Raw genomic sequence first — 16,205 nt, forward strand, 5'->3', positions numbered from 1 at the left:
AATGGAAAATGGAATTGTAAAAGTTTTTAATGACAAAAAAGGTTATGGTTTTATCACAACGTCTGATAGAGTAGATTATTTTGTGCATTACACAAATATTATATCAAATGATGATTACAAAAATCTTAAAATAGGAGATAAAGTGAACTTTGAGATAGAAGAAGGTCCAAGAGGGCCTCAGGCTATAAATGTAAGAAAGGTTGATGATTAAAATGTTTTTAAAAATATTACTAATAATAATTTTGATAATAGGAATCCCACAAATTTACTATCGGAAAAAATCCTTTGATTATAAATCATTAAATAATGGTGTAAAATTTTTTGTTAGAACTCGCGAAATCCTGGATGATCATGAGGAAATATATCTAACAAATACTGATGGACACGATATTTTTGTAAGAATTTATGAAGTAGAAAATCCTAAAGCCATAATTCAAATTGTCCATGGTATGGCAGAGCATTCTTCAAATTATCTTCATTTTATAAAATTCTTACTTTCTCAAGGTTATACTGTAGTTGCTCATGATCATAGAGGTCATGGTAGAAGTATTTCCGAAAAGTACAAAAATGGATATATGAGCATTTCTGATGAGTTAATTGATGATACCTACGCTGTAAATAGATATATGAAATTAAATCATGAAAATTTAGAAATTTATATGGTAGGTCATTCTATGGGATCAATGATTGCAAGAATTTATTTACAAGAACATGATGAAACAATTGATAAATTGGTCTTATCAGGAACTGTTGCTTGCAGCAATATCGCTTGGTTCGGTTATGCTCTTGCTAATATTGTTTCTTTTTACCTTGGCGAATATAGAAAAAGCATGCTGACATCTTTTCTACCAGGCAAAGACGGAGATATTTCTTGGATTTCATACGATAAAAATAATGTTTATGAGAAAGAAAATGATCCGCAAAGAGTTTATAATTTCTTGGAAAGAGGAGTGGCAGTAATAATAGACCTTAATAAAAAAATGAGCGAATATAATAAATTTGAAGGTCAAAATAAAGATTTGCCAATACTATCAGTTACTGGCGTCGATGATATTGTGACAAAATCTGATGAGGGCCTAGCTGACACGTTTGAAAGACTAAGAAAAGCAGGCTATCATAACTTTAAAAATATAGTTTATGATGGAATGAAACATGAAGTCCTAAACGAAGCTTCTAATGCTACGGTTTATGGAGATATTATTGATTTTTTTGAAAATTAAAAGGAGCCTTAATGAAAATTTTACTTACAGCCTTTGATCCTTTTGCTAATGAAAAAATAAATCCTACTTTAGAAGTTTTAAAAAAATTAGAAGATAATATCTTAAATGCACAAATAATAAAGTTGAAATTGCCAACAATTTTTGATAAATCTTCACAGATTTTAGAAGAAAAAATCAAAGAAATAAAACCAGATTTTATTTTATCCCTAGGCCAAGCGGGTGGAAGATCAAAAATAACAGTTGAAAGAGTTGCAATAAATGTAGACGATGCTAGCATAAAAGATAATGCTGGAGAAAAGCCTATAGATCAAAAAATTAGAATTGATGGAAAAAATGCATATTTTTCAACATTGCCGATAAAAGCAATTGTAGAAGAGATTAAAAAAGCAGCAATTCCAGCAGAAATTTCAAATTCAGCAGGAACTTTTGTATGTAACCATATAATGTATGAAGGTTTATATTTTGCAGAAAAATATGGCAATATCAAAGCAGGATTTATTCACATCCCATTTTTGCCAGAACAAGTAATAGATAAAGATATGCCTTCTATGAATATAAGTGATATAAAAAAATCCCTGGAGATTGCGATAGCAACAATAATAAAATACTCAAACAAGGACGATTTAAAAATAAGTGGGGGTTCTACTCATTAATTTTTCTAAGCAAAAGAGGATGAACATTTGTTCACCCTCTTTTTTTGTTTTTAAAATTATTTGTTGTCGTCAGTTTTTTCTTCTGTTGATTCATCTGTGCTTTTAGCTGAATCATCAGTTTTTTCTGCGTCATCTTTCTTTTCTTCAGCTGGAGCTTCTGTTGTTTCAGCTGGTGCGTCTTTTGTTTCTTCAGCTGGTGCTTCAGTTGTTGTTTCTGCTGGTTTTTCAGCATCTTTGTTAGCGTCTTTGTTATTTCCGCATCCTGCAAAAGCAAATGTTGCAGCTAGCGCTAATGCTAATAATTTTTTATTCATTATTTTCTCCTTTTTTTCAAAGAAATCTTAAATGATCTCAGTGATGAAATCATTATAATAGCATTTTAGTAAAATGTCAAATATATATATAGTTCATATATAATTAAAAAAATACACAAAAAGCTAAAGGAAATTAATTGAATAATTAATTATATTATTTCATTTTTATTAATGTTTTAGTTAATCAATACTTTAATTATCTTTCGTTTATTCTGTGATATTTTTTTGATTTTTTGAATTTAAAGTTTCAAATATATTTAAGGAAAAATAAAGGTAGAAACAGTATAATGAAAGATAGTTTAGGAAGATTATTAAGCTTGGAGGTGAGATTTTGGAATTTGACGATATAAAAAAAATTGTAAATGAAATATTAGAAAGTATTTCAAAAATTAATGATAAAAAAGATATAAAAAGGAAATTAGATAAGTCTTCATTTAAAGGAGTAATCGATGTTTCTTTAGATGATGAAATAAAAATTCCAAAAGAAAAATTCACCTTTGAAAATAAGGTTAAAGATAAAAGATATTGGTTATTAAAATTAGACTTATATTACAAAAATCCAGCAATGAGAATTGAACAAATCAACGACTCTACCCTTAACATGTACGTTTGTTTGTGTAAGCTTTTAGAGAGCTATTTAAACGAAAAATCCGAAACTATAGCTAGATTTATGTCAAAACTTAGAAGAAAAGGCATAAATTTTGATATTTATTACACTCTTTATAAGATTGCTTTAAATCAAGTTTTAAATTTTTATAATCCTCTATATAATAAAAATGCCAAAAGATCTTTTGAAATTTTAGAACGATATATATCAAAAGAAGTGAGCCTTTTAATAGAAAAAAAAGCAATAGAACTAGAGAAAAACTTAAAAGCTCCAGATAAGGAAATCAGAGAATATTTTAATCTTACAGAAAATAATAGGGTTAGCCTTTGGTGGGATTTGGATGGAAAAAGAAGAGATAAATACAATTTTTCAAAAGAAGAAGTTCTTGGCATAAACCAAACGTCAAAAAGATCCAATAATTTGTGGAAAAATAAAGAAGTATTTGAAATATTGATGGATTTATTTCTTAACACAATTAGAGAAATTTTTGAAAATTATAAGAAAGTTAGAAATTTAATAATAAATATAATAAGTCCTTATCGTAGCTCGAAGCTAATTTTAGATGCTATATTGCAAATAAGTGAGAGAAATCTTAGAGAAAAATTCACTTTTTTTACATCTATAAAAATAGACAAAGCGCTAGATTATATAAATTCTATTGATGATGGAAATTTGCTAGAATTTATAGATAAAAGTCAAAAGGAATATTTAGAGAAGATTCCTCAAGAAAAAACAATAGATATCTATAAAAATTATTTCCTCAAGCATCCTGGAAAAATTAAAGATCAAGTAAATTTTGTTGAAAAATTGCCAATTGAAGAAAAAATTTCCTACATGAAAGAAATCGAAAATTTGCCATCTTTTGAGAAAATTAACCAAAAACTTTTAACTTTGGAAAATGAAAATAAAATTATAGGTCTTTATTATCTTTATAATTTAAAGGAAAATACGAAAACTTATGACAAAGTTTTATTTCAAGTAATAAATGAAGACAATTACCAAGATTTCATAAAACTTGTTAAAAATTCTAAGCTTGATATAAAAACCATAGAAGAGATTAGAAAATTAAAAAATCAAAAACCTAAAGTAATTAATATAGATCAAAATGATCTTGAAAAATCAAGAGAAAATCTAAAGAAAACAGTTGACCTTGTCAGTGAATTTATGAGCGAAAATGATGATGCAATTTCTATTGAAGATGATAAAAAGGAGAATATAAAAACCGAATCTTCTGATTTAGAAGCAGAGATAAAAAGCATATTAAATACTTTAGTTAAAGAAGATCATATTAATTTAGATGAATTTGATAATATGGCAAAAGAGAAAGGTTTTACAAGAAATAGCTATTTGAACAAAATAAACGAATTTTTATTTTCTTATACAAGTGATCAGACATTACTAATTGAAGATGGAAAAATTATTGTAGATCCATTTTATGTTGAAATAATAAAGGAGTATCTAGGTGGAAATTAAAATTAATCCCAAGCAAGCACAAAATATAATAAAATCTTTGGAAGGTGGAGTAGTACCAGAAATTGGAGTAGAGCATCTTTTGGTTGGCAGAAACAAAGAAGTTAGTGAAGTTATAAATATTTTAGATACAATTGCTGATGGCGGTTCTGATATAAGATTTTGGGTTGGAGATTTTGGATCTGGCAAAAGTTTTATGCTAAGCACTATAGAAAATTTGGCATTACAAAAAGATTTTGTCGTTTCTACTTTAGATTTGAATCCTTCAAGAAGATTTTATGCTACAGATAGAAAAGCGGTTGCCTTATATAGTGAAATAATTGATAATATCAAAACAAAAGCAATAAAAAACGGCAATGTTCTTGATGCTATTATAGAAACATGGATAAATCAACTTTCTCAAAATCTTTCTGCATCAAAAAATATCGAAATTGAACAAGTTTTAGCTGGAAAATATCAAGATGAAATCAAAAATCAAATATATGAAACTCTTGCAAAATTTAAGGCTGTCGGTCTATCTTATGAATTTGGACAAGCTTTAGTTAAATATTACGAGGGTTTTATTAGCGATAACAGAATCCTAAGAACCAACGCCATAAGATGGCTAAGAGGAGATATAAGCACAAAAACTGAGTCCAAAAAATTTCTTGGAATCAATCAAATAATTACAGACGATAATTATTTTCAGGCAGTAAAAAATATGAGTGAATTATTTCTTGAAATCGGATACAAGGGTTTCGTAATTAATTTTGACGAGGCGGTAAATCTCTACAAATTACCATATTCTGTAACCAGAGAAAGAAATTATGAGAGAGTTTTAAACATTTATAATGAAACTAAATCCAATCAAGCTAGGGGCTTATTTGTAAATTTTGGAGCGACTAGAAAAACAGTTTTCGATACAAATAGGGGAATGGCTTCTTATGGAGCCTTAAAAGGTAGACTTGGAGATGAAGATAGCTTAGATAATAAGCTCATTAATACCAACAAAACAGTTTTGCCTTTAAAACCTTTGACCAATGAGGAAATTTATACTTTGCTTGAAAATTTACTAAATGTATATAATGTAAATTACAAAGAAATGATAGAAATTAGCCATGAAGAGATAATAATGTATATGCAAGGACAGCTAAATAGGCCGGGTGCTGATGAATTTTTAACGCCAAGAGCTGTAATAAAAGATTTTATAGAAATTCTTGATCTAAAAAGACAAAATCCTGATGAAGATATTAAGGATATTATCAATATGAAATTTAAAAATCTGACAAGTGTAAACAAGGATCCAGATAATTTGGATGATGATATAGAGATAATATGACAGATTCTTATAGCTTATTAAATAGAGATTTAAGATTTTATATACACGAAAAAGGCTGGCCATCTCTAACAAAAATTCAAAATGCCTCAATAAAAGCTTTTTATACAACAAATAACAACTTAATCTTATCTGCTCCAACAGCTTCTGGAAAAACTGAAGCTTGTTTTTTGCCTGCCATAAGCAAGGTTAGCACTTGGGATAAGGGAATAAAAATTTTATATGTTTCGCCTTTAATCGCCCTAATTAATGATCAATTCAAAAGAATTAGCGATATGTGTTTGGATATGGATATTCCAATAACATCCTGGCACGGAGAAGCAAGTCAAAGCAAAAAAGAAAAAATAATTGAAAATCCGAGAGGAATTGTCCTAATAACACCAGAATCCATAGAAGCAATGCTTGTCAACAAATCTGAGCTTGCAAAAACATTTTTTTTGGATGTTGAATATATAATCGTCGATGAAATCCATAGCTTTTTGTTTGGAAATAGGGGTTTGCAATTAAAATCTCTCCTTGAACGAATTTTAAGATATACATACAATATTCCAAGAATGATTGGCTTATCAGCGACAATTGGCGAAGATAATTATGATTTAGCCAAAGAATTTTTTAACAATGGCCTAGACACAAATATTTTAGTAGACAAAAGCAGAAACGACCTTGATTTTACAATCGATTATTTTAATACAGAAAAAGTTTCGCTAGATGTTATAAGTAAACTAAGAGAATATGCCCTTGATGGTCCTATGTTAATTTTTCCAAATTCAAGAGATAAGGTCGAAACAATAGCAGTAAAACTTAATCAATTATTTAAAGAAAAAGGCGAAGATATAAAAGTTTTTGCCCACCATTCATCAGTTAGTAAGCAAAAAAGATCAGAAATTGAAAATTTTGCCAAAGAAGCCAAAAAAGAAAAATTTGCCATTTGTGCAACTTCTACACTAGAGCTTGGCATAGATATTGGTGCTGTAGCAAGTGTTAGCCAATACGGTTCAGCTCATAATGCCTTAACACTCGCTCAAAGACTAGGAAGAAGTGGAAGAATTTCAAAAACATCAATCTTACATCAAATTTCAACAAATCCATGGGAATTACTAGAATCTCTTGCAACAATAAAACTTTATCAAGATTCAATTCTCGATCCAATAGAGAAAACTGCAAAAGCCTACGATGTATTTGCCCACCAAGTTTTATCAAGCTTACTTGAAAATTTTGGAATGGATATAGATGAATATAAATATTTAAATAAAACATTGACTAGTTTTTCTGACATTACAGATGAAGAATTTGAAAAAATTTCTGAATTTTTGCAAAAAGAAGGCTACATAGAAATTATAGAAAACCAAGTGATAGCAGGAACAGCTATAGAAAAACTAATGATAAAGGGAAATTTTTATAATCAATTTGTATTAAGTGGAATTTATAATGTCTATAATGATAAGGGCAAAATTGGAGAATTAGAAATAAGACCGGAAGTACAAGTTGATAGCAATATATATTTGGCTGGCTCAATCTGGAGAATTACTCAAATTCTATACAAAAATAAAAAAATTTTAGTAGAAAAAGCCAATGCTGGCAAGGCACCAAAATTTTCTGGAATTGGAGATATGGATGTTTCAAAACTTGTTAGAAACAAAATGAAAGAAATTTTAAAAAATCCAGACAAAATTTTCGATAATGACGAGATTAATGAAGTAATAGATAATTTGAAAGAAGAATTTTCAGATGATGATTACTTGTTTGTAGCTGGAAAAGATCAGATCTCTCTTAGAACTTTTCAAAGCTCAAAGGTAAATAGAACACTTGCAATTATGCTAAATATAGCTTCAAATAGCAAAAAATTTATAAATGATGAGGTTGATTCATCAATAAAAGGACCTGATATTATCAGATATTTTGATGAAATAAGAATAAAAAAGATAGAAAAAAAAGATATTTTTAAATTTTTTAAGGAAAATGAGCTATTCTTACAAACATACCTTAATGCCAATAAATACATGGTTTTAGTGCCTGATGATTTAAAAATTGATTACATAATAAGAAATAGATTAGATTTTGAAGCCTGCTACAAATATTTAGCAATAGAAAATTAAAATTAAGATATTTTATGATTTCTTACAAAACTTGTAATTAAATTTAATATTATATCGTGATATCCTTAAGATACAAAGAAAGGAAGGATATTATGAAAATAATAAAAACTTTATTGGCTATAGGTGCAATAGCTCTAACAGGTGGATTTTTATTAAGCACAAATAATAACGACAAAGAAGATGAAAATGAACAAAAAAGAGAAGAAGTAAAAGAAATCATAGAAAATGCAGATGAAACCACAAGAGAATTTATCGATGTTTTGTTAAACAAAGAGGAGAAAAGTGAAGTTTGCTATTGGAATGTAAAATCAGATGATGGCAAAATTGATTATACTTTGATAAAAGCTTACGATAAAGACGGAAAAATTGTAATCGATGGATCTTACAAGGATAATAGAGGTTATATATTTATTAAAAATGGCGAAGAATCTTATTCACTAAATTTAGAAAAAAATATATACATCAAAAATAATGTCGATAATTTTAATGCTGATCAAAGTACAGGCCCAAATTCTCTATCTTATAAGGAAAAGTGCATTTATGATGCCTTAGCCATAGAAGAATGTTTTAAGGGAAAAAGAGAAGAAGTTTTGGAGAAAACTGATTATGGCTTTAAAAAAACTATAAAAGATGATTTAAACTATGGCTATTACTTATATGATGAAAATGGAGATCTATTTGAAACTTATTTAGAAAATAGTGAGGGGAATATAACTACAAAATTAATCGATAAGTCTAATGACATTGAAGGAATTTACAATCAATTCTATAGCTTAATGGAAAATATGCAAGAAGCAGAAGATTTTGCAGCGGTAAAAGAAGATCATTAAATTAGAAGCCAAAGTCTATAAGAGGAAAAAATGGAAATAAAAAAAATATTAGAAGTTAAATACTTAAATAAAATATACGGCTTTGGCAAAAACTCTCAGAAAGCAGTAAATGATGTAAGTTTTGATCTGTTGGATGGTGAATTTTTGGGGATAATGGGAACTAGTGGGTCTGGGAAAACTAGTATTTTAAATATGATTGCAGCAATAACTAAGGCAAGTAATGGCGAAATTATTTACAAAGGAGAAGAGCTTTCTAGTTTTTCTAAGAAAAAATTATTAACGTATAGAGGAAATGAAGTTTCTTATATTTTTCAAGATTTTAGATTGATTGAAAGCTTAACATCCCTAGAAAATATCATTATTCCCCAAAAAATTCACGATAAGGAAATTGATTTTGAAAATATTTACAAATTGGCAAGAGAATTAGAAATATATGAGATTTTAAATAAATATCCAAATAAATTATCTGGCGGAGAAAAACAAAGAGTTTCAGCCCTTAGAGCTTTAGCAATTAATCCTCAAATAATTTTGGCTGATGAGCCAACTGGAGCTTTAGATTCTTACAATTCAAAAAAACTTTTAGAAATACTAAAGGGATTTAATCAAACATACAAAAAAAGCATAATAATGGTAACTCACGATAGCTATGCAGCAAGCTTTTGCCAAAGAATACTATTTCTTAAAGATGGCAGAATTTATAACGAAATTAGCAAAGATGATGATGAAAATCAAAGAGAATACTTAAATAGGATAACTCTTTCAAGCAAACAAATAATAAAATGACAAATACGGAAAAAATCAGCTTTAATAAAAATATAATAAAATCTAAAGAAAATATTATAAATATCTTAATTCTTGTAGTTTCAACTATTTCTTTTTATTCATTGCTTGCTATTTCAAACAATGAATTGTTTATAAATATTTATGATGCTAACAAAAAATCTTTGCTTATAGAGCTACTTTCCATAAATATAATATCATTTGTATTAATTTCAATACTTATTATTTATAGCAATCTAATAAATTTAAAAAGCAAGCGTTATGATATCAACGTTCTTTTGCTTAATGGAATTGGCTTTAAGAAATTATTTAAAATTTTACTAAAAGACCAATTAGGGAAATTTTTCGTATCTCTTAGTCTTGGTTTGGTTTTGGGAGTTTTTTTATCCGAATTTCTAAATCTTACCATGGTAAAAATTTTTAACCTTAATATCTATGATTATAATTTCAATATTTCGCAAAGAGCTTTTCTTATAACTATTTTTCTTATAGCAATTTTAGAAGTTATTTCTGTTTTTATTTTTACAAAAAAAGTAACAGGCAAATATCCTGGGGATAAAATTTTAAAAAATAAAAGAACTTCAAGCTTTTTGATTATTTTAATAATGGTTGTCCTTGGATCTTTAGCCACATTTGCTAATTTAATATTTAGAGAAGAAATTATATTTATCATAATTACAAATTTTATCCTATTATTTTTAACATATAATATTTTTTTACTCTTGCTAAGAAAATCAAACATTTTATTAAATAGTCAATTTAAATTTTTTATAAAAACAAATAAAATCCTAGTCTTTTTAATTTTAATTATGCTTAGCCTATCCATTATAATGATATTTAAAGGATGTGTAAATCTTTATAATGTAGAGACAGATGGAAAACAAAGACCAGATTTTACCGTAGTTTCAAATGAAATTAACAAAGAAGACCTTTATAAAATTGAATCAATCAATAAATACGTCAAATATATTTATCCTATAAAACTTACTAAAGAAGTTAGTGTAAATGAGGAAGAATTTTTATATAAATATTTTACACCCAAAAATATATATGTGGAAAGTGTAAGAAATCTAAGTGTAATAAATTTTTCAACTTACAAATCTTCCTTTAAAAATAGCAATATAGATAAACTTGATGATGATCAGGCGATTTTTTTATATGACAGATTTTGGAAAGAAATAAATATAAATGTCGACTCAATATTAAGTGCTCAAACTAGCAAAATAACAATAGAAGCAAATCAATTTGAAATAATTCATGTAGATAAGGAAGATAATTTATTTGCTAATGACATACTTGCTAGCACAGATGTTTATGTCCTTAGTGATGAGATTTATGAAAAATTTTTTAACAATGAAATTTATGGATATAACCTAATTTTAAAAGAGAATATCTTGGGAAATCTTGATAATAACAAGATTGCAGAAATACTTAGAGAAGATTTACTTAACTTACATTTAAGATTTGAAAGTAAAGTTTGGATGCTAAAAAATAATTATACAGAAATTTTGCGATATATCTATACTTTATTTTACATGGCGACAATATTATTTTTTGTAGGATGTTCTTTTTTGATAATTAGTATCTATAATTTTATATTAGATAACAAAAATACTTACAAAATCCTAAAAGATTTGGGAGAAACTGCTGAATCTTTATCAGAAATGTTAAAAAAATTGATTAATTTAATCTTCCTTCTTATAATTATTGTAATATTAGCGGAATTTGCCCTAAATATTTTATTTAATCAAATGACTGGAATTTGGAATATTTATAGTTACGACCTGTCTAATTTTAGGGAAATTATTGCTATAATTACAATAATCAGCCTTTTAATTTTGATAATTATTAGAAAGATAATTTTTAAAATATCTGTAGTTGTGGTGGAGGATCTTTGATAATGAAAAAAATTATGATATTAGAAGATGATCAATTTCTAAGAAAAGAACTGATTAATATTTATAAAGCTAATAATTTTCTTGTAGAATATGTTGAGGATTTTACAAATCCTGTAGAATTTATTTATCAAAAATCTCCAGACTTAGTTATACTAGATATAAATTTGCCAAATATTTCTGGCTATGATTTGATTACACAAATAAAAGATACTTCTAAACTACCAATTCTAGTTCTAACCAGTAGAAATACCTTAGAGGATGAATTAAATAGTTTAAATCTAGGAGCAGATGAATTTATTAATAAACCTGTATCAGCCAAAAGATTATTAGCAAGGTCTCTAAAATTATTAAAAATTTACGATGATTTTAAGGATCAGATAAAAATTAAAGATTTAAGCTTAGAAATATCTACAAATAAAGTTTCCTACAAAAATTCCTACATTATTTTAGCCCAAACTGAAGCTGATTTACTTAAATCTCTAATAAAAGCCTACCCTAAAACTTTAAGCAAAGATGAACTTCTAATGGGAACATGGAATACAATATATATAGATGAAAATATTTTGCCTGTAAATATTGCAAGATTAAGAAAAAAATTAAAGGCCTTGGGTCTTTTTAATGTCATAGAAAATGTAAGATCTGTTGGCTACAGGATAAATGCTGAGGAAATATGAAATTAAGTTTTATAAAAAATTCTAAATTACCATTATTAATATTAACAATCCAATCTTTGATATTTATTTTCATAATGTATCTATTAAATGGCAAACTTTTTAATAAAGTTATGTTTTTTATATTATTATCTTATTTTATTGGAGTTGGGATAATTGTATTTGCTGAAATAAATAAAAGCAAAAAAATAAAAAAATTAATAATCGATTTTGAAAAAGAACCATCTTATAAAACTTTGGACAAATTGTTAAAAGAAGCTGGAGTAGACTATAGAAATATTTTAGATGATATTTATATAAAAAATAAAAAAAGAGAAGAAAAATATCAAAGACAAAGAACCGAGCTCTACGATTACAAAGATTTAATTGAAAGATGGGCTCATGAAATAAAGACTCCTATTTCAATAATAGATTTATTAATAGAAAATCACAAGGAAGAAATTTCAAGATATTTTTTGGAAAGTCTTTCATATGCTAATAGTTCGCTAAAAGATAATATTAATCGCTTGTTGTATTATGGGAGATATAATGTCAAAAAAATCGACTATAAACTCAAAGACCTAAGTCTTAAAGACGCAATAAATGAAGCTATGGAGAATTATTATTCGATAATTAACGAAAGAGAGCTAGTTGTAATAGATGAAAGTTTGGATATTAGACTAATCAGTGATTATAATTCGCTTGTTTTTATAATTTCTCAAGTCCTTAGCAATGCTTGTAAATATGCAAAAAGTAAAATTAAAATCTATAACATAGGCAATATGGAACTTTGCATAGAAGATGATGGAGATGGAGTTTATCAAAAAGATTTGGCTTTTATTTTTGAAAAAGCTTATACTGGCAAAAAATCATCAAATACAAGCTCAACAGGCATGGGTCTATATTTAGCAAAAGTTTATGCAAATGATCTTGGCATAGATTTATCAGTAAAAAACAATGAAAAGGGTAAATTTATAATTTCCTTAAATTTCCAAAAATAAGCAGACTATAAGAGGTCTGTTTTATTATGAAAACTTTAATAAAACTTAACATATTAATTTATTATAAAGGGTACAATGTTATTAAATATTAGATAAGGGATTAATATGAAAAAGATTTTTTACCTACTGGCTATTCTTATCCTAACATCTTGTAATTTAAAGACAAAAATGGCCGGTATTAAAGCTATAAATACTAATGATAGTGGCTATGAAGAAGAATCAAAAATTAATAACGAGAAGGTAATTTTAAAAAGTCCAAAGCTTAAAAATCCAAGTTTTACTGCCCGAAAATTAGATTATCAAATAATTAAGCCAGATTTTCTACTTAAATCACGCTTTAAAGATATCAAAACTCAAGATAAATTTGGGAAAATGATGATGGAATATTTCGATGAGGAAAATTTAACTTTTTATGTAAGTAGAATTTTAACCGAAGCCATAAAAGATCCAAATGTAAGCTTAAAAACTGATTTTGATGGCAAAATGGAATTTATTAGCGATTTGTTTTTATTATCTCCTTTTTATTCACAAGGGATGATGGAGCCTTATATTTACTACGATTATTATTTTAATGAAAATACTTTTTATTTAGAAAATAGGGTTGAATTGGAAGATTTTACCAAAACTTATATTAGCAAAGAAGAAAAGGAAATTGTAGATAAACAAATAGAAACTCTCGTTGACTATGCTAATAAAAATTATACAAAAGACTATGACAAAGCCTACTATTTTGCCCAATGGCTTGCAGAAAATAACCAATACCAATATAAGGGTTCTAACAATGACTATATAGAAAATAATATTTACGGAGCCTTTGTAAAAGGGAAAAGTCAATGTTCAGGCTTTGCCCAAAGTTTTACGATTCTTTGTCAAAAAGTTGGAATACCATGTTATTCAGTAACAGGAAATACTGATCATAAATATAAGCCTGACGAATATTCTGCAGATCATCAATGGAATGTTATAAAGTTGGGAGATGATTGGTCCTATGTTGACGTAACTGGAATGGCAGCTAATGGCAGCGACTTTTACTATTATTATTTTGATAGATCAAAAAATGAACTCACGGATTATTATATAAGCGAATTTTTTAACGATATTGAAGATTATATTAGGTAATTTTAAAGGTAAGGTGTAAATGGAACTTTCAGATAAATTTGAATATGACGATTGTAAAAATAAAAGTAAATATCAAATAAAACACGAGCAAATTCCTATCAAATTAAGCGATGATTTAAGAGAAGCTATCTATTATTTGCTTTGGTATGTACCAAATATTAGCTCAGAGCAATCATCTGTCAATGAACTTTTGCTAAACAAACAATACGATGATTACTTATTTTTAGAGCTAATGGAAGCTATGAATTTAAAAGATGAAGACGTATTATTTACAGAACATATAGAATATGAGCAGGTTAAGCCTTTTTTGCAAGAAGTATGCACTGAAACTGCAAAGCTAATTTTAACTATATCAAATAACGAAACAAGGGTAATGGCACTACTTAGACATATAAGAAACGCCATAGCTCATGGGAATTTCAATGTAATTGACAATATTTTGCTAGGCTTTGATATCAAAAAATATGATAAAGAGATTGAATATAGGGGATTTTTTAAGATAGATCCAAAAAATTTATTAAAAGCCCTAAAAAAAGTTCAATTTGATTATAATTCTCAAGAATTAATCAAACAAGCCTTTAGAAAATGTGGCTATTTTATTGAAATTTACGAAAACAAATACGAAAAAAGTCATGAATTTGAATTATTCGCCAGAAAAAACGACAAAAAATATGCTATAGATATAAAAAATTATGAGTACGATCAAATGATCAAAGAAACTTATATAAACGATTTAATAGCCGAATATGAGGGTTTAATTAAGTCAATTACGCCAATTCTTATAATCCACTCCTCCTATCTAAAGGAAGCTAGTAAAAAAGAATTACTAAAACACGATGTTATTATCTTGGATGTCAAAAATATTAAAAAGATGATAGCTGGTAGAGATATGGTAAGTGAAATTCAAAGATATCAAGAGTTTAAATTGACTAAGAAAATCGATTGATAGAATTTGTGGGAGTAAGAATATTTTAAAGTTTACGACTTTAGGGTATATTACTAAGGTAAAGAATTTTATTGTTTTATATAGTTTTATATAAAGGAGGAAATATGACTGATAAAAATAATAAGGAATCAATTATTGATATATCTGAAGATGAGAAAATAAGCGTTGAAAGACCTAGACGTGAAAATAGAAATTCAAGAAGAGGAGAAAGAGTAGAAAGAAATCGTAAAGAATCAAATTCATTTTTCGAAAAATCTATAAGCGTTCTCCCGGCAGGAACTAACTTATCTTGGGGTTCAATTATTGCAGGAGCAATAGTTTCAGCTGCTTGTTTTGCAACTTTAAGTTTATTGACAGCTGCTTTAGGATTTGGAATCTTTTCACCGACAAATGCAAACCCACTTGCAGGAGTTGGAGTTGGAACTGGAATATGGACTGCGATTACTTTGGTTGTATCATTCTTAGCAGGTGGCTTTATAGCAGGATTTTCTGCTAGATCTACTGGTATGTTACATGGAGCTATTACTTGGGCTCTTTCTCTATTAATTTTAGTAGTCTTTGTAATAAATTCTATTGCACAAGTTTTAGGAATGGCTTCAAATGTGGCAGGTGGCGTCGCAAAAGGTGCAGCAGATGTTGCAGGCTCTGCAGTTACTGCTTCAACAGATGCCCTAAGCCTTGGTCTTGATAAGGCTACAGAAGCAATGGGAGATGTTGATACAAGTAAATTACAAGAAAATGTAGAAAAATATTTAGCAGATACTGAAATACCAGAACTTCAACCAGATTATCTAAACAAACAACTAGAAGAATCAAAAGATGAAATAGGAAAAGCGGCAAAAGAGCTTGCACTAAATCCAGATAATGCTGGCAAAATTGTTTCTGACTTATCAGCATCATTAAAAGATAAAGCTCAAAAAATAGCTGATTCTGCTGATAAAGATGCAATTGCAAATGCAGTATCAAACAATACACAATTAAATCAAACAGAAGCAGAAGAAGTTACCAATAACATTTATAATGGTTTAGATGAAGCAAACAAACAAGCTCAAAAAGCTCTTGATGATGCATCAGACTCAATAAACAAATTAGCAGTTGAAGCTGACAAAAAAGTTGAAGAAGCAAAAAAAGAAGCTGAGAAAGCTTCAAACAAAATTTCTGCAGGTTCAGTTATTACCTTCCTAGGTCTAATAGCTGCTCTAGCCTTATCAGCATGGGGTGGAAAAATGGGAGAAGATAAAGCCCTTGAATTAGTAAGAAGAAAATAATAAGCAAAAGAAGGCTACGGCCTTCTTTTTTTGGAAAA

At 27.7% G+C, this 16,205-nt stretch carries 15 protein-coding genes; 14 read left to right on the plus strand and 1 reads right to left on the minus strand.

All coding sequences use genetic code 11. From position 1 onward, the window contains the following. The first annotated feature begins 1 nt into the window (after position 1). From CS884_RS02455 to pcp, 3 genes are read left to right on the plus strand one after another with little or no spacing between them, the layout of a single operon-like run. Positions 2–211, plus strand: coding sequence for a cold-shock protein (locus CS884_RS02455; RefSeq protein ID WP_099320486.1), 210 nt, complete (start codon positions 2–4; stop codon positions 209–211). Further along, on the plus strand, positions 204–1,220 hold the full coding sequence (locus tag CS884_RS02460) for an alpha/beta hydrolase (RefSeq protein WP_099320487.1): 1,017 nt from the start codon (positions 204–206) through the stop codon (positions 1,218–1,220). Before CS884_RS02455 ends, CS884_RS02460 begins: the two co-directional genes overlap by 8 nt. A gap of 11 nt (positions 1,221–1,231) precedes the next feature. Then, complete coding sequence (gene pcp / locus CS884_RS02465) at positions 1,232–1,873, plus strand: pyroglutamyl-peptidase I (protein WP_099320488.1); 642 nt, start codon at positions 1,232–1,234, stop codon at positions 1,871–1,873. Between the two features lie 56 nt (positions 1,874–1,929). Here the strand turns inward: pcp and CS884_RS02470 are convergent, their stop codons facing one another. Next, positions 1,930–2,187 (minus strand): hypothetical protein, encoded by a 258-nt coding sequence (locus tag CS884_RS02470; protein ID WP_257875736.1) that lies wholly within the window; start codon positions 2,185–2,187, stop codon positions 1,930–1,932. A 331-nt stretch (positions 2,188–2,518) separates the two neighbouring features. On the opposite strand from CS884_RS02470, the gene CS884_RS02475 reads away from it, so the two are divergent. From CS884_RS02475 to CS884_RS02525, 11 genes are all read left to right on the plus strand, one after another. After that, on the plus strand, positions 2,519–4,267 hold the full coding sequence (locus tag CS884_RS02475; protein WP_099320490.1) for a tellurite resistance TerB C-terminal domain-containing protein: 1,749 nt from the start codon (positions 2,519–2,521) through the stop codon (positions 4,265–4,267). Next, the gene (locus CS884_RS02480) at positions 4,257–5,582 is read left to right on the plus strand and encodes an ATP-binding protein (RefSeq protein ID WP_257875737.1); all 1,326 of its coding nucleotides are present in this window, start codon (positions 4,257–4,259) and stop codon (positions 5,580–5,582) included. Before CS884_RS02475 ends, CS884_RS02480 begins: the two co-directional genes overlap by 11 nt. Continuing rightward, positions 5,579–7,675 (plus strand): DEAD/DEAH box helicase, encoded by a 2,097-nt coding sequence (locus CS884_RS02485; RefSeq protein WP_099320491.1) that lies wholly within the window; start codon positions 5,579–5,581, stop codon positions 7,673–7,675. The genes CS884_RS02480 and CS884_RS02485 overlap by 4 nt, the downstream gene beginning before the upstream one ends. A 92-nt stretch (positions 7,676–7,767) precedes the next feature. Further along, positions 7,768–8,505: a hypothetical protein gene (locus CS884_RS02490; RefSeq protein ID WP_099320492.1), complete on the plus strand. Its 738-nt coding sequence runs from the start codon at positions 7,768–7,770 to the stop codon at positions 8,503–8,505. A 30-nt stretch (positions 8,506–8,535) separates the two neighbouring features. After that, positions 8,536–9,288, plus strand: coding sequence for an ABC transporter ATP-binding protein (locus CS884_RS02495; protein WP_099320493.1), 753 nt, complete (start codon positions 8,536–8,538; stop codon positions 9,286–9,288). Beyond that, positions 9,285–11,183 carry an FtsX-like permease family protein gene (locus CS884_RS02500; protein WP_099320494.1) on the plus strand — a complete coding sequence of 633 codons (1,899 nt, stop codon included), beginning with the start codon at positions 9,285–9,287 and terminating at the stop codon, positions 11,181–11,183. The genes CS884_RS02495 and CS884_RS02500 overlap by 4 nt, the downstream gene beginning before the upstream one ends. A 2-nt stretch (positions 11,184–11,185) precedes the next feature. Continuing rightward, the gene (locus tag CS884_RS02505; protein ID WP_099320495.1) at positions 11,186–11,857 is read left to right on the plus strand and encodes a response regulator transcription factor; all 672 of its coding nucleotides are present in this window, start codon (positions 11,186–11,188) and stop codon (positions 11,855–11,857) included. After that, on the plus strand, positions 11,854–12,834 hold the full coding sequence (locus CS884_RS02510) for a HAMP domain-containing sensor histidine kinase (RefSeq protein ID WP_099320496.1): 981 nt from the start codon (positions 11,854–11,856) through the stop codon (positions 12,832–12,834). Before CS884_RS02505 ends, CS884_RS02510 begins: the two co-directional genes overlap by 4 nt. A 105-nt stretch (positions 12,835–12,939) precedes the next feature. Further along, positions 12,940–13,953 carry a transglutaminase domain-containing protein gene (locus CS884_RS02515; protein ID WP_099320497.1) on the plus strand — a complete coding sequence of 338 codons (1,014 nt, stop codon included), beginning with the start codon at positions 12,940–12,942 and terminating at the stop codon, positions 13,951–13,953. Between the two features lie 19 nt (positions 13,954–13,972). Further along, positions 13,973–14,899: a hypothetical protein gene (locus CS884_RS02520; RefSeq protein WP_099320498.1), complete on the plus strand. Its 927-nt coding sequence runs from the start codon at positions 13,973–13,975 to the stop codon at positions 14,897–14,899. A gap of 104 nt (positions 14,900–15,003) precedes the next feature. Beyond that, a complete protein-coding gene (locus CS884_RS02525; protein WP_257875738.1) occupies positions 15,004–16,167 on the plus strand; it encodes a YrzE family protein in 1,164 nt (387 codons plus the stop codon). Positions 16,168–16,205: the final 38 nt, after the last annotated feature.

It is taken from the genome of Anaerococcus sp. Marseille-P3625, assembly GCF_900232825.1.
GTDB lineage: Bacteria > Bacillota > Clostridia > Tissierellales > Peptoniphilaceae > Anaerococcus.

Excerpts from the sequence above, each read along its gene's own strand:
- CS884_RS02455 (WP_099320486.1), top strand. The coding sequence starts at position 2 with ATGGAAAATGGAATTGTAAAAGTTTTTAATGACAAAAAAGGTTATGGT.
- CS884_RS02525 (WP_257875738.1), top strand. The coding sequence starts at position 15,004 with ATGACTGATAAAAATAATAAGGAATCAATTATTGATATATCTGAAGAT.
- CS884_RS02515 (WP_099320497.1), top strand. The coding sequence starts at position 12,940 with ATGAAAAAGATTTTTTACCTACTGGCTATTCTTATCCTAACATCTTGT.
- CS884_RS02520 (WP_099320498.1), top strand. The coding sequence starts at position 13,973 with ATGGAACTTTCAGATAAATTTGAATATGACGATTGTAAAAATAAAAGT.
- CS884_RS02505 (WP_099320495.1), top strand. The coding sequence starts at position 11,186 with ATGAAAAAAATTATGATATTAGAAGATGATCAATTTCTAAGAAAAGAA.
- pcp (WP_099320488.1), top strand. The coding sequence starts at position 1,232 with ATGAAAATTTTACTTACAGCCTTTGATCCTTTTGCTAATGAAAAAATA.
- CS884_RS02490 (WP_099320492.1), top strand. The coding sequence starts at position 7,768 with ATGAAAATAATAAAAACTTTATTGGCTATAGGTGCAATAGCTCTAACA.
- CS884_RS02470 (WP_257875736.1), bottom strand. The coding sequence starts at position 2,187 with ATGAATAAAAAATTATTAGCATTAGCGCTAGCTGCAACATTTGCTTTT.
- CS884_RS02510 (WP_099320496.1), top strand. The coding sequence starts at position 11,854 with ATGAAATTAAGTTTTATAAAAAATTCTAAATTACCATTATTAATATTA.
- CS884_RS02500 (WP_099320494.1), top strand. The coding sequence starts at position 9,285 with ATGACAAATACGGAAAAAATCAGCTTTAATAAAAATATAATAAAATCT.
- CS884_RS02460 (WP_099320487.1), top strand. The coding sequence starts at position 204 with ATGATTAAAATGTTTTTAAAAATATTACTAATAATAATTTTGATAATA.
- CS884_RS02485 (WP_099320491.1), top strand. The coding sequence starts at position 5,579 with ATGACAGATTCTTATAGCTTATTAAATAGAGATTTAAGATTTTATATA.
- CS884_RS02495 (WP_099320493.1), top strand. The coding sequence starts at position 8,536 with ATGGAAATAAAAAAAATATTAGAAGTTAAATACTTAAATAAAATATAC.